The organism is Bdellovibrio sp. HCB-110, from assembly GCF_047323225.1.
Classification (GTDB): Bacteria; Bdellovibrionota; Bdellovibrionia; order Bdellovibrionales; family Bdellovibrionaceae; genus Bdellovibrio.
Genome location: NZ_CP178750.1, coordinates 1,667,642 through 1,685,170 on the forward strand (window position 1 = coordinate 1,667,642; position 17,529 = coordinate 1,685,170).

At 45.8% G+C, this 17,529-nt stretch carries 14 protein-coding genes; 7 read left to right on the forward strand and 7 right to left on the reverse strand.

What is annotated here, in order from left to right:
- Positions 1-199: 199 nt before the first annotated feature.
- The 4 genes from gspF to gspC all read right to left on the reverse strand — a co-directional run bounded on the left by gspF (position 200) and on the right by gspC (position 6,408).
- On the reverse strand, positions 200-1,417 hold the full coding sequence (gspF, locus tag ACL934_RS07970) for a type II secretion system inner membrane protein GspF (protein ID WP_374079668.1): 1,218 nt from the start codon (positions 1,415-1,417) through the stop codon (positions 200-202).
- Position 1,418: 1 nt separating this feature from the next.
- A complete protein-coding gene (gene gspE / locus ACL934_RS07975; RefSeq protein ID WP_374079671.1) occupies positions 1,419-3,110 on the reverse strand; it encodes a type II secretion system ATPase GspE in 1,692 nt (563 codons plus the stop codon).
- A gap of 5 nt (positions 3,111-3,115) precedes the next feature.
- Entirely contained in the window at positions 3,116-5,407 is a 2,292-nt protein-coding gene (gene gspD, locus ACL934_RS07980) for a type II secretion system secretin GspD (protein ID WP_374079673.1), read from the reverse strand.
- Positions 5,408-5,493: 86 nt separating this feature from the next.
- The gene (gene gspC, locus ACL934_RS07985) at positions 5,494-6,408 is read right to left on the reverse strand and encodes a type II secretion system protein GspC (protein WP_413613299.1); all 915 of its coding nucleotides are present in this window, start codon (positions 6,406-6,408) and stop codon (positions 5,494-5,496) included.
- A 159-nt stretch (positions 6,409-6,567) separates the two neighbouring features.
- Here gspC and ACL934_RS07990 point away from each other — a divergent pair, with 159 nt between their 5' ends.
- Both ACL934_RS07990 and ACL934_RS07995 read left to right on the forward strand, forming a co-directional pair.
- On the forward strand, positions 6,568-7,137 hold the full coding sequence (locus tag ACL934_RS07990) for a hypothetical protein (RefSeq protein ID WP_374079680.1): 570 nt from the start codon (positions 6,568-6,570) through the stop codon (positions 7,135-7,137).
- Between the two features lie 70 nt (positions 7,138-7,207).
- On the forward strand, positions 7,208-8,686 hold the full coding sequence (locus ACL934_RS07995) for a methyl-accepting chemotaxis protein (protein WP_374079683.1): 1,479 nt from the start codon (positions 7,208-7,210) through the stop codon (positions 8,684-8,686).
- Here ACL934_RS07995 and ACL934_RS08000 read toward each other — a convergent pair.
- Complete coding sequence (locus ACL934_RS08000; RefSeq protein ID WP_374079685.1) at positions 8,683-10,173, reverse strand: hypothetical protein; 1,491 nt, start codon at positions 10,171-10,173, stop codon at positions 8,683-8,685. The genes ACL934_RS07995 and ACL934_RS08000 overlap by 4 nt on opposite strands.
- A 178-nt stretch (positions 10,174-10,351) precedes the next feature.
- Here ACL934_RS08000 and ACL934_RS08005 point away from each other — a divergent pair, with 178 nt between their 5' ends.
- Positions 10,352-10,897, forward strand: a complete 546-nt coding sequence (locus ACL934_RS08005; protein ID WP_374079688.1) for a hypothetical protein — start codon at positions 10,352-10,354, stop codon at positions 10,895-10,897.
- Here the strand turns inward: ACL934_RS08005 and ACL934_RS08010 are convergent.
- Together ACL934_RS08010 and ACL934_RS08015 are read right to left on the reverse strand one after the other, a co-directional pair.
- Complete coding sequence (locus tag ACL934_RS08010) at positions 10,894-12,021, reverse strand: hypothetical protein (protein ID WP_374079690.1); 1,128 nt, start codon at positions 12,019-12,021, stop codon at positions 10,894-10,896. The genes ACL934_RS08005 and ACL934_RS08010 overlap by 4 nt on opposite strands.
- Entirely contained in the window at positions 12,021-12,596 is a 576-nt protein-coding gene (locus tag ACL934_RS08015) for a cob(I)yrinic acid a,c-diamide adenosyltransferase (protein ID WP_374079693.1), read from the reverse strand. The genes ACL934_RS08010 and ACL934_RS08015 overlap by 1 nt, the downstream gene beginning before the upstream one ends.
- Positions 12,597-12,748: 152 nt before the next feature.
- Here ACL934_RS08015 and ACL934_RS08020 point away from each other — a divergent pair, with 152 nt between their 5' ends.
- The 4 genes from ACL934_RS08020 (at position 12,749) to ACL934_RS08035 (ending at position 17,527) form a co-directional block, all read left to right on the forward strand.
- On the forward strand, positions 12,749-13,561 hold the full coding sequence (locus ACL934_RS08020) for an N-formylglutamate amidohydrolase (RefSeq protein WP_374079695.1): 813 nt from the start codon (positions 12,749-12,751) through the stop codon (positions 13,559-13,561).
- Positions 13,562-13,789: 228 nt separating this feature from the next.
- On the forward strand, positions 13,790-15,178 hold the full coding sequence (locus tag ACL934_RS08025; RefSeq protein WP_374079698.1) for a cytochrome c biogenesis protein ResB: 1,389 nt from the start codon (positions 13,790-13,792) through the stop codon (positions 15,176-15,178).
- Positions 15,175-16,815 carry a cytochrome c biogenesis protein gene (locus tag ACL934_RS08030; RefSeq protein ID WP_374079700.1) on the forward strand — a complete coding sequence of 547 codons (1,641 nt, stop codon included), beginning with the start codon at positions 15,175-15,177 and terminating at the stop codon, positions 16,813-16,815. The genes ACL934_RS08025 and ACL934_RS08030 overlap by 4 nt, the downstream gene beginning before the upstream one ends.
- Positions 16,816-16,987: 172 nt before the next feature.
- A complete protein-coding gene (locus ACL934_RS08035; RefSeq protein WP_374079701.1) occupies positions 16,988-17,527 on the forward strand; it encodes a cytochrome c3 family protein in 540 nt (179 codons plus the stop codon).
- Positions 17,528-17,529: the final 2 nt, after the last annotated feature.

Genomic DNA, 17,529 nt, shown 5'->3' on the forward strand with positions numbered 1-17,529 from the left:
AGCAGAAGCGTGTATTGAGGTAAAGCTCCGTGCTCATGTTTGTATCGGAGTCATTCAACTCAAGGCTAAATTAAGTTTACCCTTCGACCTTTGGCGAGTTACGGTTTTTACTTGATGAATTACTTTAAGGCTGACTTCCATTTTTCATTCTTTCCCGACCAGGAAGGTCGTGCAATTGTCTCTGCAGATCGAACTACGATTATCCCGCGATATTCGCCATTTCAAACATCGGAACCATGACCGCGATGACGATCATACCGATGGCGAAACCCATGAGGACGATGACGACGGGGCCCATCAAGCTGGTGAGACCTTCAAGTTTTGTTTTTACTTGGAAGTCATAGGCATCAGAAACTTGGGAAAGCATGTTTTCAAGTTCACCGGTTTTTTCACCAATGTTGACCATGTGAATAACGATCGGCGGAAATTGACCGGATTTTTTAAGAGGACCCGCGATGGATTCCCCTTCAGAGATATTGCTGCGCGCTTCATCAATAGCGACGGCTAAAACGTGATTGTTCACAACGTTTTTAACGATGTCCATGGCAGCTAACATAGGAACACCACCATTGAGCAATGTTGCCAAAGTGCGAGTGAAGCGAGAAACGGCCACCATGCGAACAGTGGGGCCAACAATCGGCATTTTTAAAGACAGTGCATCCCACTGATTTCGACCCGCAGGAGTGTTCTTCCAGTTTCTAAAGAGCAGAACCACAATCAGAATGCTTCCGAAGATCAAATACCAGTAATTCACCATAAACTGGCTGGCATCAATCAAAGCAACGGTGTACCAAGGAAGAGTTAAGTTCGGTGCAGATTCAAACACCACAACCATTTTTGGAATCAAGAAAATGAAAAGGAAGCTGAGAAGACCCAAAGTCACAACAAGCATGACAATCGGATACGTCATCGCACTGCTGACCTTGGCGCGAAGATCTGCTTGCGCTTCTGTGAACTCTGCAAGACGCATTAAGATGACGTCCAAACTTCCTGACATTTCGCCGGCCTCAACCATGGAAATATAAATATTTGTGAAGATGTTTGGATATTTGGCTAAAGCTTTGTGAAGGGGAGAACCTTCATTCACCATGTTTTTACAGTCAGCAATGGCTTCAGATAAAACCGGATTTTCAACTTGTTCAGAAACAGCCGTCAGCGCATCTACCAAAGGGATGTTGGCTTTAATCAAAGTCGCCAACTGACGAGTCATCAGCGAAAGTTCTTTGATGCCGATTTTTTTAGTCGTGCGGGGCCCCTGTTTTTTCTTCGGGTCCACTTTCTTTTTATCGCGGATATCAATGACGTAGACATTGTCTTTTTTGAGTTTAGCGCGGGCCGCACGAAGGTTTTCAGAGTCGATGACTCCTTTTACATTTTTTCCGTCGCGTGTGAGGCCCTTGTACTCAAAAATTGGCATATTAAATATCCAGTTGCGTATTCGATGTTAGTTCTTCAATTGTTGTAATGCCCGCAAGCACTTTTTGAATGCCGTGGTCGCGGAATGTTTTCATTCCGTTGGCAACAGCTTGCTTCTTGATTGAGTTACCATCTTTTCTTTGCATGATCAAAGAGCGGATGTCATCGGTAACAACCAAAAGTTCACTGATCGTCGTACGACCCGAGTAACCTTTTTGCCCACAATGATTACAACCCATGGCGCGGCAGATGTGCGAGTTTTTCGCCTCTTCTTTAGAAACACCAATCAATTGCAATTCAAAATCAGAAGGTTCATAGGGAGCTTTACAGTGCGGGCACAAAACACGCACAAGACGTTGCGCCACCACACCTTGAATGGATGTCGCGATCAAGAAAGGCTCCACACCGAAGTCAATCAAACGGGGAAAGGCGCCGGCAGAGTCATTCGTATGCAGCGTTGATAAAACCAAGTGACCCGTGAGGGACGCTTGGATCGCAAGTTCGGCCGTTTCCAAGTCACGCACCTCACCGACCATGATGATGTCAGGGTCTTGACGAAGGAACGAGCGCAGACCGGCTGCGAAGGTTAAACCGATTTTCGAGTTCACTTGCACTTGTCCGATGCCGTGGATACGTTGCTCCACTGGATCTTCCACAGTCAGGATATTCACGTCAGGTTTATTCAATTTAGAAAGCGCGCCGTACAGAGTCGTCGATTTACCGGAACCCGTCGGGCCGGTCACTAAGAAGATTCCGTAGCTGCGAGACAAAAGATCATCTAAGCGCTCTAAGTTTTCTTTCGAAAATCCCAGTTGCTGTAATTCAAGAACGATGCTCGATCTATCTTGAATACGCATGACCAGTCTTTCTCCGTGAGCCGTCGGCACTGTGGAAAGACGGATATCAATGTCTTTGCCGCCGACCTTCAAGGGGATACGACCATCTTGGGGCAAACGTTTCTCTGCGATATTCAAGTTCGCCATGACTTTGATACGAGATGTGATGGCGTTTTGGAGCTTCTTAGGTGGTTTAAAGACGTCGAACAAAATACCGTCCGTGCGGAAGCGAACGACCATGTCTTTTTCATAAGGTTCAATATGGATATCCGACGCTTTTTCTTTCACCGCACGGAACATCAAGCTGTTCACCATCTTGATCACCGGGGCGTCGTCTTCGCCGGCCTCCAGAAGATCCACGATCGGATCATCCAGATCGTAATCTTCGTCTTCGATTTCATCGAGACCTGAAAGATTCGCTGTGCTTTTCTCGTAAACTTTATTGATGGCATCTTGAACGCGGCTCGTCGTTGTGATGAGCGGGCGGACGCGTTTGCCAAAAAGAACTTTCAAATCATCCAACACCTTCAGGTTCACCGGGTTGCTAGTCAAAGCAACCAGAGTGTCTGACTCTTCTTTGTAAGGAAGGATGTTGTGTTGTTTGGCGTAGTTGATTGGAATGTCTCGGATCAAGTCGACGGCGATATCGCTAACCGGGATGTCGCGAATAAAATCGAGTCCCAGTTCTTTGCACAGATCGGCGACGACTTCATCCGCCGTGGAAAATTCTTTCGCAGCTAAAGCTTCTCCTACGGTGACGGGTCTCACCACGGAAGGGTTGGCTAACACAGAACGCACTTGATCCTGTGTTAGTGATGTCGCTTTAGTTAAAATCGTTTGAATATCCACGGAGGCCATTCTAATTATTCCTCTTCAATTGCAGGGACGTCGGAGCTCGTACCCTGAGCACGGCGATGAAGTTCATCCATCTTTTTACCATAAGGATCAACTCCGCCCTGAGATTTGATAAATTCAAGACGTTCATCCAACTTTTTCGATACGATTTGGTTGGATTCCGCAGAGTTTCTCACAATTTTCGGAGTCAAGAACACAACCATATTCGTTTTATCTTTTACGATCGTGCGAGACTTAAACAACCAACCCAAAATAGGGATGTCGCCGAGAAGAGGAACTTTCGTTACGGACTCGATGTCTTGCTCTCTCATCAAGCCCCCCAGAATCGCTGTGTCGCCGTTGTTCACGTTGATCACAGTTTTGATCGAACGCTTCGCCAAAGGCTGAGTCGAATCTTGGAACGCTTTCGGAGTACTTGCTGTTGAAAGCTGAGAAACCTGTTGTTTGATCTCCATGCGGATTGCATTTGTCGCTGGGCTGATAAACGGTTTTAGAGTCAACTTGATCGTCGCATCTTCAAATACAGGCGTTGTGACCGTCGTTCCGCTGGTTCCGCTGCTTGTGGCATTCGAACCCACGACAACTTTATCACCGACTTCGATTTCACCCTCTTGATTGTCCAAAGTCATCAATTGAGGAGTGGAAAGGATGTTGGCTTTTTTCGCTGTTTTTAAGAAGTTGATAAAGCCCAAAAGATTCGGGATTTTCAAACTTGTTTTGCTGATAGGATCTGTGACTTCAACCACTTTACCTTCACCGAAACCGATAACCGCACCGTTACCGCCCGTCGGGCTTAAAAGTGTATTTAAGTTATCAATACCGTTGAAACCGACTTTACCGTAACCAGAGTCGCCGTATTTATAGTAACCGATACCCCACGAAGTTCCGTCGTTGGCACTCATCTCCATGATGATCGCCTCTACGAAAACTTGATCGCGAGGGATGTCGATTTTAGAAAGAAGATTAAGAACCACTTCGTAGTCTTGTTTACTGGCTGTGATAATAAGACTGTTTGTCGTTTTATCGCCGACGATTTTAACATCGCCACCGAAGATCTCTTGCGGAGCTTGCATTTGACCGCCGGCACCGATAGGGGACAGAAGACTTCCGCCTGTTTGTGGTTTTGGCGAAGCATCTTTTGTAACACCTTGAAGGGTTTGTGCCAATTTCTCAGCATCACCGTTTTTCACGTTGTAAACGTAAACACCGCCAGATTCTTCAGGGCGAATCTTAAAGTCCAATTGAGAGATCAATTTTTTAATACGAACGATACCGGATTTATTACCCACCACGATGATAGAGTTTGTTCTATCATCAGGAATCGCCATAAAGAAGCTTGCACCTTGTTGTGACGTTGCTCCTGCAGAGCGAGAGAAGCGCGGAACGCCGGCTGTGAAAGTTCCTGGCGCGCCCCCTTGAGTTTTGCTGCCTTTATTTACGATCTTATCGACGAGGTCGGCAAGATCTTTGGCTTTCGCGTACTTAATAGGAATAACTTCAAGTTGTTCTTCAAACCCTGGAACGTCCAGTTGGCTGATGATTTTCATCACGCGGTCAATGTTCGAGCCGTAATCTGAAATGATGATCGAGTTCGTAGGTTCGTAGATGTTCATTTCCCCATCTTTAGATGGAAGGATGCGAAGATCTCTGTTCACTTGGCCCGCAGAAATATGTTTCAAGTGAATGATACGAGTGATCATTTGGTCTGAATTTGGATAATAGGCGCCAGAGAAAGTCTCAATGTTGTCACGTTGAGCATTTCTTGCTGATTTGACTTTTAAGAAGCTGCCCGATGGAACCACTGTGAAACCATTGATCGCCAAAGCAGACAAGAAAGCTTTGTAAGCTTCCGCCACTGTGATTTTTGATGGTGCGATGATCGTGATTTTTCCACGAACGCCCGGATCAATGATAAAGTTCTTTCCTGTCAATTCACTGATCGCTTTAATAACGTCCGTGATTTCAACGTTCGGGAAGTCGAAAGACTCGATAGTTTCCGGAAAGTTTGTGCTATTGATGTCTTCAATAGACGCTTTCGAAAATTTCTCTTTCGTATTTTTGTTCAAAACATCCGCAGATCCGGCTTTGTTGCCTGAACCACTGTCTGAACCCGGAGGAGTGTAGGGAGTCGCTGGCCCAGAAGAAAACGAATCACTCGGATTCGGAAGGCCGCTTCCGGAGTCTCCAAAATCAGGAGGCGGTGGAGGAGGTGGAAAGTCCTCAAACTGAGCATTTGCAGCGGGGCCCACGAGCTGGGCTGTCATCAATGAAGCAAGTCCTATGCTGACGGTTTTTTTCATTTTCCCTCTCCTCTTTCGTGAGGATTAATTTAAAGCTACTTCAGTTCCGGCGGCAGAGCTGCCTGCACTCTGTGCGGCTATCGCCGCTACTGAATATTATAAGTCATAGTTTCACTCTTACCGTTTCTCTCAATTTGCAAAGTCACCTTGGGAGAATTTTTCAGAGTATTATATAATTCCATTGCTTTCGCCGGGCTGTCGACAGGAGTTCCATCGACAGACTTAATCACGTCCATGCGTTGTAAGCCCAGTTGTTCGTAAATACTGCCAGGCTGCATATCTAAAAGACGGAAGCCGTTGATGTTTCCAGTGCCTGGTTCACGATTGGGAACCGCGCGAGCTTGCATCAAAATACTTGAAAGATCGTTCGTGTATTTCAAAAGATCGGCTCTTTTAATTGTGAAATTATTGTCGCCGGTCTTCATCACTTCGCGGGCACCGCCGCCAGCTTTAACACCTGCGCCGAAAGCCACTTTATTGCCGTCTTTTTTCATTTCAATATACTCAAGACGGTTGGAGTTCAGATTGCGGAAGATCACTTTTTGGCGCTCTACCTTGAGAATCGAAGCCATGCCTTCAATCTCTTTACCCGGACTGTAAGAGACAACTTGATTTTTGCCACGAACTTCAATGGCAGCAATGGATTTCTCAGGATTGGAGTGAACCAAAGTTCCGATAAGATTCAAAGGCAATTGTGACGGAACAGGATCGGCTTCTTTTTGCGCTTCAGCACCTTTGGATTTATCCACCAAAGCGTCGGGAATTTGTCCGTTGGAAGCAAAGATATTGCGGCTTGTGATGCCATTATAAACACCACGGCTCACACTGGAATCAATTTGCGCGGATCGTGGATGAGCAGGGGGAACTGATTGCGGAAGCATGCGATCTCTGTATGCCAAGATCGCCAGATCGGCGATACAGTAACCGACAAACACAAAGAGAATGTAGGCATACCATTTTTCAAATGGAGGGCGTTGATTCTTCGGGTTACGTGAAATCACAGTAGTACAATCCTTTGTCTAAGTAAGGGCCTAGTCCTTGGGCCTCTGTAAATCCTATCAAAAAGGCGAGGGATCGGCACTAAAAAATACAAGCTAGACCATGGTCTTGAATGATCAAATTTCTACACACATTCCCTAAAGTTAGGTCATGATAGGGATATGAGAATTCTCTACTTCACGGATGGAGCAGGAATTGATCTTCTGGGGATTCGCGAATCAGTTTTGAGGATACCAGAAGTACTCACCTCCCTTCGTCGCGGCCAGGAATCGGCTCGCTACGTTGATTTGATGCAGGTGATGGCGTTGCCGGACGAAGATTTTCGTCTGGTCCCGAGTGTATTGCGCAATTACCTTATTAATTTAGTACAAAGAGGACTGCACCAGCGTTGGATCAATCGCGATCATCGCGCAGATCTTATTCTTCGTCGCATCAACTATCGTTGTTTCTCTGATATCAAAAATGAAGTTCTTAATTTCATCCGGGGAAAAACAGAAGGGAAGCCTGTGGCCACTCAGGATCTTCATCTTTTGCATTTCTTAAGTCAGGTAGAGATCACCATCATTGGTCCAGGTTACGATGAAATTGAAATCTGGCTTCGTCGCGAGATTTCTACAAAAGGTGATATCAAAGTCTTAATTAAAGACGTTATTGCCTCGGACCCTCAATTGGATTGGTTCTGGCCCCAAGTTCGAGAAACTTTCACGACGGGCGAAAGCCCCCTCATATAAACAAGATTGACTGATTTAGTGTTTTATTAGGAATCCGAAGAGTTGTTGCTATTTAAACTCGAGGTTTTCTATGAATGTATTCACCAAAGTTCGTCTTTTTAATTTCTTTTCCTTCGGTTTGATTCTCGCCCTCTATGTGTGCATCGGAACGGCTTTTTATTATGAAAAGCAGCTCAATGCGGCTCATGAATCCAAGTTTCTTTCTATGACCTTAGCGCAAGAGCTGCGCGATGATTCAGCAAACCTGACTCGCACGGCGCGAACTTTCGTTGTGACAGGGGATGCAAAGTACGAACAAGAGTACTTTGACATCATCGCTGTTCGTAACGGAGAGAAAGCTCGTTCTGACGGTCGCAAAGTGTCTTCTAAGGATTTGATGAAAGAGGCAGGCTTCACTGAGCAGGAGTTCGCGCTTTTGGCGGAAGCAGAAAAAAGATCCAATGACCTTGTCGTGACAGAAACCATCGCGATGAACGCGGCAAAAGGTCTTTTTCAAGACGATGCGGGCAAGTTCACTGTGAAAAAAGATGCGGATTTAGAATTAGCGCGCAAACTTATGCATGATGAGGCTTATCACAAATTCATCGTGACTATCGGGGAACCTATCGATCAATTTGAAAAAGTTTTGGAAGCCCGTACGCGAGGGGCTGTAGAGGCGGCCTTGAGTTATGCTCAATGGGCGCTAGGCAGTGTTGCGATCATGATCATTGGTTTGTCTTTCACCATGTTTATGGCGTCGAACTCCCTGAAACAAGGTATTCGTATGCAAACGGAATCTTTAGCAGGAGCTTACTCGCAAATTCGCAATCTCGTTTTGAATTTGTCGGGCTCCAGTTCTGCTTTGTCAGCAGCTTCAACGGAATCTGCGGCATCTTTAGAAGAAACTGTGGCGTCTCTTGAAGAGCTTTCAAGTATGATTAAACTTAATGCAGATAATGCGAAGCTTGCTTCTGAACTTTCTCAAGTCTCTAAGGGATCAGCAGAAGAGGGTTCTCGTGAAATCGCTTCTTTGATGAGTTCCATGCAGGAAATCGTGAAGTCTTCGAAGAAAATTGAAGACATTATCACGGTGATTGACGATATCGCTTTCCAAACAAATCTTTTGGCTTTGAATGCGGCCGTTGAAGCGGCTCGCGCCGGGGAGCAAGGAAAAGGTTTTGCGGTTGTGGCGGATGCGGTTCGCGCTTTGGCACAAAGAAGTGCCACTTCCGCAAAAGAAATTTCAGATTTGATTTCTGAAAGTGTTGAGCAAATTGAAAAAGGTCAGAAGACGGCGGATTCAAGTTATGAAGTTCTCAAAAAAATCGTCGATTCCGTGAATAAAGTGGCCGGCTTGAATAATGAAATTGCGACAGCCAGTGTGGAACAAAGCACGGGTGTCTCACAAATCACGCAAGCCATGAATCAATTGGATCAAGCGACACAAACAAATGCCGCTTCTTCTGAAACTATTTCTGAGGCAGCTTCCAGTTTAAATGATTCAACGGAAGGTCTAACAACGACCATCGGGAATTTAGAGAATTTAACGGGAATTAAGAAGGCCGCTTAATCGCAGAACTCTTCCATAGAGGTTTTGCCTTGCGGGTAAGCTTTGCACACACTGGCGGCGAACTTCGCCCCCGCCAAGTGCTGAGACACTGTCCAATCAAAATCAATTTCCCAGCTTGTGATCGTACCTAAAGCTTTGCGGCAGGATTCAACACTGAGTCCTCCTCCGCAAATGTTCAAAGGCAATTGGGCTTGGGCCACCAGCCATTTCATAAATGGATGTGGGCCAAACAATTGATCGCGAGAGCACGGAAGACTCACGCCTGCGATTTCACCACTGATGTGCCAAGAGGCGTAAAGGCCACTGGCCACCATATTATCCATATATCCTTGCAACAGGCCTTGCGCGCGTTGTTCAAGACGAGGTATGGACAAATCAAAAGGAGCACCGACAGTTTGCAGAAGTTCGCAAAGAGCATCGTCTTTTACTTTTTTCGCAAAACATGTTTTGGCGCGACCATATTCTAAAGCTTTGGCGATAACGGCATCTTCAAAACGATAACTTGCAGGGCGTTTGCGAACTTCCGGATGTCTTTGCAATTTCCAAAATAAACTGGCTGGAATTTCAATATTCTGACACAGGCGAATTCCGCGATACAGGTTGGCCGCCATAGATTCCACACGAACGGCAAGAAAAGGAGAAAGTCCCGCTTCGATCATTTGGCACGTCATAAACGCCGCACCCAGAACATGGTAATTCTTAGAGGCGATTTGCACCGATTTTTTGCCGGGATACTGAGTTCTTAAAATTTTTCTTTTAAGGGCTTCCTCAATGTCATCACGTTTTCCCAGGGAGCCTGCGATAAAAAAATCCGAAGTCAAAGGCGGACAAGGGGAGTCCATGGCGCCGTCTTTACCCGGGACATAAAGGGACTCGTGGGTGAAGCCTTCGCTTAAAAGTTTTGCCTCAACCGCCGTATTGACGAAATCACCTTGTTTCGTATCGTCATGACCGCACATGCCGATCAAAGCGAGAGCCGTGTTGGAATTTCCTTTGGCGTATTTCAAAGCTTTTTCATAGAGCCAGCCGACTTTAAGATCATCGCGGTTAGCACCAGATTTATCTCCTAAAGAGGGACGACTGTTGCGCTGTTCTTCAGGATTTATTTTTTGGGTGTTGCGAGTCGTTGAACGCACGTCATGATAAAAACGCAGGGCTTTTTCGGCAAAGCACGCGTTGGTTTTAAAATGATATTGGAAGAAGTTGGCAAGGCCTGTGTTGTTGATCGCTACATCCATATCGCTGGTGTAGGCATGAGGATTTAAGATCTCATAGTAGCGCATAAGCCCGTTCTTCGTTCCGGACTCAGGCAAGGTGTTGATCAACGCGCGGGCGATGCGATCTGCGGAAGAAATATTGTTATTATTTGTTTTTGCCGGAGTCAGCACTTCCTGGGCATGGACTGAAAATCCCAATAGCATCGCGGCTCCGAGGAGGAGTTTTGCAAAGTGTTTCAAAATGAGACCGCGTTTGAGGGTTTTCATCATATTCAAGAAAGGAGCAAAACAGGGGCCGCTTTTAAGTTACCCCAGGAGGGTTTGAGACGAAGAAACTGCCAAGGGTGCCAAAATTAAGCACGGGCATTACACAAAGGAAACGCGGAAAACCCAGGATTTTACTCTAAGATAAAGAGGGCTTTTTCGTGTGAGGCTGAAGTAGAATTCTATGCTAAATAAGTTGTTGTCTGTGTTCAAAGAGGACGCATCGATCCTCGATCAGAATCTTTTAGGTCTTTATATGTGTCTGAGTATGTGGGTAGCCAGCATCGCCTTCTGCGGAGTGTATTATATTATTGGCCTTGATCTGTGGCGTATTCTTGCGCTCCTTTTTATTTCAGTGGCAGGCTTGGGTGCGGCCTATCTTTTTCATCTCAAAAAAAATATTCCGGCCGTTTTAGTGCAGAATTCTTTGATGTTGTTCGTGGTTGTTTTAGGAATTTTCTTTCCTGGGATCGGGCAGCAGATCAATTCCTGTCTGGCTATTGTCGCTGTTTTTCCTGTCGTATTTTTAGAGCGCCGGCATTACGGAATTGTTTTTATAAATCTTATGGTCTGTATTTTGATTCTTGCGGCAAGTGAGCTTTTACCACGATCATCAGGGCCGGTGTCCGTGGCGGTGTATTCATTCTTATTAAAATTCACAGTGCAGATGTTTATTTTCTTTCACGTCTATGCGCTGCGAATTGTTTTAGACCGACCGAGGCAAGCTTAAAGAGCGAAAAAAGGCTCCATCTCAATCGGCTTTTCATTTCCCGGATGTAAAAACTTGGGCGGTTCCTGATCCGGTGCTAATAAAAGATAAACTCCAAAAGGCATTTTCGCAGCGATCCAGTTTTGTGGACGGCGGTAGATGTATTCCGAGCGGATTTGATTATAGACGATAAACTCGTTATCGTGAGCCTCATCGTAAGCTTTCCACAAAAGACTTTCAAAAATATCGCCGTTGTCAGCAAAAAGAAAATTCAAATACTTAAAGTTAAATCCGGCTTCAATTTTAAGTCGTGAGTAAGGTTTGGTTAGAGTTCTAGTCCATCCCAACATTTTTCCGAACTTCAAAAACTGGCGAAAGTTGTGGGCGCGCAGAGAATACTCCATCGGAATAAAATCCTGCATGCCTCCGGAAGACCAAGGAGCCGCACAGCCAACGATGTTGTCATCCTTATCAAAAGCAATCAGGAAGTCCTCAAGTTTAAGACCCTTCCAGCGATCGAGTTTGTCGTGAAAACTTTGTGCATCCCACACCGTCGAGAGATCTTTCTGGCGGGACTTCTGGATAATATAATAAATCAAAGCATCGACGTTAGCGGCACTGCCTCGGCGAATACGCAAGTGCGGTAGAGGATTTTGCGCCCAAGGCAAGCGGCCATGGACTGACACCATGTTAAAGCGACGGAATAAGTAATAATGTGGTAACGGACGTTTCATCGTGCGCGGTCGAACAAACGCATTTAGCGCCTGCACTTCGCTCATACTTAAAACCGAGAAAAGGTGTTTGCAGCCAAATGTGTGGAAGACTTCTTCCATGACAGGCAAAAAGTGCTGAGACCATTCTAAAATAGCGCGACGATTGGAGGAAATACGCAAATCTCGCCCGAAAGCCACAGGACGAACTTTGTTATCCAAAAGCACGTCACGCATCACAAAGCTTGCAATACCTTCGATTTTATCTTCGTCTTTCAATTGATAAGTCAGATGACGATCGGATTGAATCGAGTAGGGCGCAAAAAAATCCCCATCTCGATCAATTTTCATTTCGACAAGTCCACGCAACGGAAAGTTTTTAAAAAATTCGACCAGAGCTTTGGAGTCCTCGGGTTTGGCAATCTCTAACTTCATTAAGTCTTCTTCCAAAGAACGTCATGGTGGCCCATTTTTAAATTCGCCCAACGTGCCGCCACAAAAAGATAATCACTCAAACGATTCAGATACTGAAGTGCCATCATGTAACGATCGTCTTTCACGGCAATTTCCGCGGAACGACGCTCGCTGCGACGGCAGCAAGTGCGTGCCACGTGAAGGGCTGAAGCTATCGGATGACCTGCCGGCAAAATAAAATTGCGAAGTTCGGGAAGTTGCACGGTGAGTTCGTCAATTTGCACTTCTAAAAAACGGATTTGCTCTTCCGTGATAGGAGGAAGCATTTTAAAAACTTCGTCTTTTTCGGTGGCTAAAAGACTGCCGATATTGAAAAGTTCGTTTTGCACTTTCTCCAAAGGCTGATCTAAAGAATGAAGTTCAGCAAAAGCCGCAAGGCCGGAACGAACGACACCGATAGAGCTATTGAGTTCATCAACAGTCCCATAGGCCTCGACGCGAGGATTGAATTTTTCAACACAAGAACCATCCACCAATCGAGTCGTCCCTTTGTCACCTGTCCGCGTATAAATTTTTGCCTTGGGAGCATTCGTCATAAGCACTATCCTTTATTAAATTCTTGCTTTTTCCTCAATAGAGGTCAAGGTAGAAGGATCGGCGGACGCCGGCAGAGCAAAAGACCAGAGGCCCGAAGCTGAAGGGGCGGTAGCCCGCAGAGCGAAGCTGAAGCAGCACCGGAAGGAGCATTATGAGTTCAACTGAAGTACCACTGATCGTGACAATTCCACATTCCGGTGAAAAAGTTCCTCCGCAAACTCCGTGGCTCAACTCCTTGCCCGAAGAAGTTTTGATGTGTGATGTCGATCGTTATGTGGACTTTTTGTATGAACCGGCTCTGCACAAACTTCATATTCCCTTTGTTAAAACCGAGTGGCATCGCTATGCGGCTGATTTAAATCGGATCCCTGAGGATGTGGACGCATCTTCTGTTATGGGAAATAGCAATCCTGCGGGAACGCACAATCGCGGTTTTCACTGGGTTATCACAACGTACAAACATCAGTTGATGAAAGAGCCGATGAGTCCGCAGTCCCACGACGAGCTGGTAAAACTTATTTATGAGCCTTTTCACAGTGGCATTCGCAAGCTTTATCAAGACCTGCACGGCAAAGGTTATAAAAAAACTTTTCACATTGATGCCCACAGCATGCCGTCCGTAGGAACCAGCGAGCATCGCGATCCAGGAGAACTTCGCGCCGACATCGTTGTCAGCGATAGCAAAGGCAAAAGCTGTGATCCACGTTTTAAAGATTTGGTGATTGCGGCTTATGTGACTGCCGGATTTAAAGTCGGATACAACTGGCCGTATTTTGGCGGTCGCGTCACAGAGCAGTACGGCGATCCTCGTCGTGATCAGCACACTCTTCAGGTCGAGATGAACCGTTCGCTCTATATGGATGAGAAGACAAAAAAGCTCAAACCAGAAGAAGCGAAGAAGGTTCAGGAAAAAGTTCTCTTTGCTCTCAGCTACGTCCGCAACAATTTGATGCATATAATGTAGGGCGTCGAAAAGCAAAAAGCATAGTCAGTCAAGCCGACTTAAATTATTGATATTGCACAGTCAGATAAGTTTTTTCTGCGTTGCTTCGTCGTCGACGTACGGTGTACGCCTTCCTCCTCGCGCCTTGAATAAACTTATCTGACAGCGCAAAAGCTATCAGTAAATAAAAAAATCGCTCTCAGTAAGGACGGCTCGTTGGATAAGGCTTCTTTGCCCAAAAAATCTCTCTTGAAGAGGCTTAACAAACCTCTAGCTTCGCTTAAGTTGGCTGTTTTCATTATCATTGCACTTGCAGTTATTACGGCCGTGGGCACTTTCGTCGAAGCGAAGTATGACTCTTATGCCGCACGAAAACTCGTTTACGATACCTGGTTCATGTATCTGATCATGATCCTCTTAGTAGTGAATCTGGTCGCGGTGATGCTGGATCGTTGGCCTTGGAAGAAAAGACACGTGTCTTTCGTTCTGGCGCACATCGGGATTATTGTGATGTTGGCTGGTGCTTTTTTGACGATGAACTACGGACTTGATGGTTCTATGCGTGTCGGAATTGGCGAGAACAACAATCTTGTGCAAACTTCCGAAACAGACCTTGTGGTTTACACTTCTTTTGATGGCGATCGTTATTCAAAAACATTAGAGAAAGAGGTCGACTTCTTTAAACATCCCCCCACAGCTGAAAAACCTTTGGTGATTCCGGCTTATGAGGGCGACATCCGCATTGTTGATTATCAAAAATATGTTCTGCCTTCACGTAAAGTCGTTGCTGATGAAAACGGAAAAGGCGGAGCGGGTTTGCGCTTTCAATTGCAAAATCCCAACGTCAACGTGATTGAGTGGTTGGTGCAAAAGAAGGCGAACTCGGTCGCGACTCACAATTTCGGTCCGGCGCAAATCCACCTGGGTCCCGCTCCTGAAAAAGGCCGTGGTGTCAATGAAATCTTCTTTACGCCAGAAGCAGATAAAATGTCTCTTCGTTACGTCGTCTTTCAAAAGGACTCTGAAAAACCCCATAAAAAAGGGGTTGTGAAAGAGGGCGAAGTCTTTGACCCTGGTTTTAAAATGGCTTTGAACTTCCGTGTTCTGCGTTTCTTGCCGTCAGCTCTGGAAGATTGGGATTTGCAACCTTCTGCGCGTCCAACACCACTGACAACCTCTGCAATTAAAATTATTTTTGACGGCAAAGAGCACTGGGTGTTGTTGAACGATATGGTGAAACTATTCACTGACAATGCCGTCTATCTTTTGACTTACGGAAATCGTCGCACCGATATCGGCTTTAAGTTGCAGTTGAAAGACTTCGCAGTCACTCGTTATCAGGGCACGATGCGCGCGATGGCTTACGAAAGCGTTGTGACTTTACCGGATGGGAAAGAACAAGTCATTTCCATGAATGAGCCTCTCAAGTACAAGGGTCTCACCATCTATCAAGCGAGCTTCCAAGAAGAAGAAGGTCGTCCGGTGGCATCGATCTTTTCGGTGAACCATGATCCGGGCCGTTTTTTGAAATACTTGGGCTCTTTGATTTTGAGTTTGGGAATTGTTTTATTGATGTGGTTTAAGCACCTGGATTTTAAAGTTGCGAGCAAAACGCAAAAAGACGGGGATAAAGTATGAAGAAGTTGATGTTGGTAGTGGCCTCTTTGTTAGTGAGCGTTTCTGTTTTTGCAAAAACGGGCGATGCTCTTAACTATTTGCAGGTTCAAGACGGCGGACGTATCAAACCTTATGACAGCTTTGCCCGCGAGATGCTGGAAATTGTCTATGGTAAAACAAAATACGAAGGCCGAATTGCGACAGAAATCGTAATGACGTGGATGTTGTCTCCGCAAGCTTGGCAGGACAAAAAAATCTTCGAGGTGCGCAATCACCAGGTGCTTGAAGCCATGAAGCTTCCGAAAGACCAACGCTGGTTTACGGGCGAAGAACTTTTTGGCGGTGAAAGATTCACTTTGCTGCGTCAAGAGTTGAATACAAAACGTGAATCGAAAGAAAAGTTAGATCCTTATTTTCAAGCTTTGCAGCGTCTTGAAAATCAGTTCGTGGTTTTTCAAGAAGTGGCGGCAGGTCGTATGATGAAAGTCATTCCTCCTAAAGAGGGGGATGCTTGGATTGCCGTGGCGGATTTAGAACCGGCTCAGCAAGAAAAGTTCATGGATATCACCAAGGCCTTCGTTTCCCATATCGGAGCCGTGGCAAAAGGGGAGAGCACCGACACAACGGGAGCGGAGCTTGATAAAGCTGTTCACGCTTTTGAAGATTTGGCGAAAGCGAATAATCCGGTTCTTTATGATCATCAATCTAAAATGAAAGCGGAAGTTCACTATAACAGCTTCCATCCGTTCCGTTGGGCGTATGTCTGTTATTTCATCGCGTTTTTGATTCTGCTTTTGGTGTGGACTCTGAATAAAGAGTCTTTGATGAAACCAGCTTGGGCGTTCATCGCTCTCGGTTTTGTTCTGCACACCTATGGATTTGCTTTGCGCATGTACATCATGGAGCGTGCGCCGGTCTCTAATATGTATGAGACCGTGGTTTGGGTTTCTTGGGGAACATTGTTGTTCGCTGCGATCTTGGAGCTTATCTATAAGTTCCGTTTGATTTTGGTCGCGGGAACTTTGGTGGGAGCCTTTGGGCTTGTGATCGCAGACTTTGCTCCCGCAGTTCTTGATCCGACGCTTCAGCCTTTGGAGCCAGTTCTTCGCAGCAACTATTGGCTGACGATTCACGTGATGACTATCACTATCAGTTATGCGGCGTTTTTCTTGGCCTTCGGCTTGGGTGATATCGGACTTTTCTACTACCTCCGCGGAGAACAAAAACATCAAGAGCAAATCAAAGCTGTGGTGACGGGAATTTATCGTGCGATGCAAATCGGTGTCGCGTTCCTCGCTCCGGGAATTATTTTGGGCGGCATCTGGGCGGACTACTCATGGGGACGCTTCTGGGGTTGGGATCCAAAAGAGACATGGGCATTGATTGCTCTTCTTGGTTATTTGGCGGTTCTTCACGCGCGCTACGCAGGCATGATCAAACATTTTGGAATGGTGGTGACAGCAGTTATCACTTTCTCATTGGTGATCATGGCGTGGTACGGAGTGAACTTCGTTCTTGGCGCAGGGCTTCATTCCTACGGATTCGGTGCCGGTGGAGTGGAATATGTGTCTGCTTTTGTGGCAGCTCACATCTTGTTAGTGATTTATGTAAGTGTGATTAGGCAGGGACGAGGTAAAAAACAAACACCTGCAACTTGATTTTTATTTTGCTCACTTCTTAAGCGAGAAGTCCGAGTCTTCTTCTTTTTCAATATGTTTGCAAAAAGAATATGGACAACTGGACTTTTCCACCATTAAATAGGAGCAAACTAAAATTAGGACAGCATTCGTTTGTCTTTGGCCCACAGTAGTGAATAAGCGAAGGATGATTATGCATCGGGTATTCAAAAGAACAGCGGCGAGCGCATTGGCGTTTTTAGGCGCGCTCATGATTTCAACTCTTCTCGTTGGTTGTAAGTTTCAACCAGGGTTTGGATATAATAAAGGATACGCTCCAGAGCAGCCAATTCCTTTTGATCACTCCCTTCATGCGGGAACTCACAAGATTCAATGTCAGTACTGCCACAACCAAGTGGAAAGAACGAAGCATTCGAATATTCCGGCACTTTCAACGTGCATGAACTGCCATCTTCAAGTGGCGACGGATAAACCTAATGTTCAAAAATTGCGTGAAGCGTATGACAATGGTGGATCTATTGAGTGGGTTCGCGTGCACATGCTTCCTGACTTTGTTCACTTCAATCACAACGCCCACGTCGCAAAAGGCGTGAACTGCCAAACTTGTCACGGTCAAATCGAGACGATGAAAAAGGTCGAGCAGTTCTCTGACCTTTCCATGGGTTGGTGTGTGAACTGTCACCGTCAGCCTGAAAATAAAGCGCCACTCAACTGTTCAACTTGCCACTACTAAGG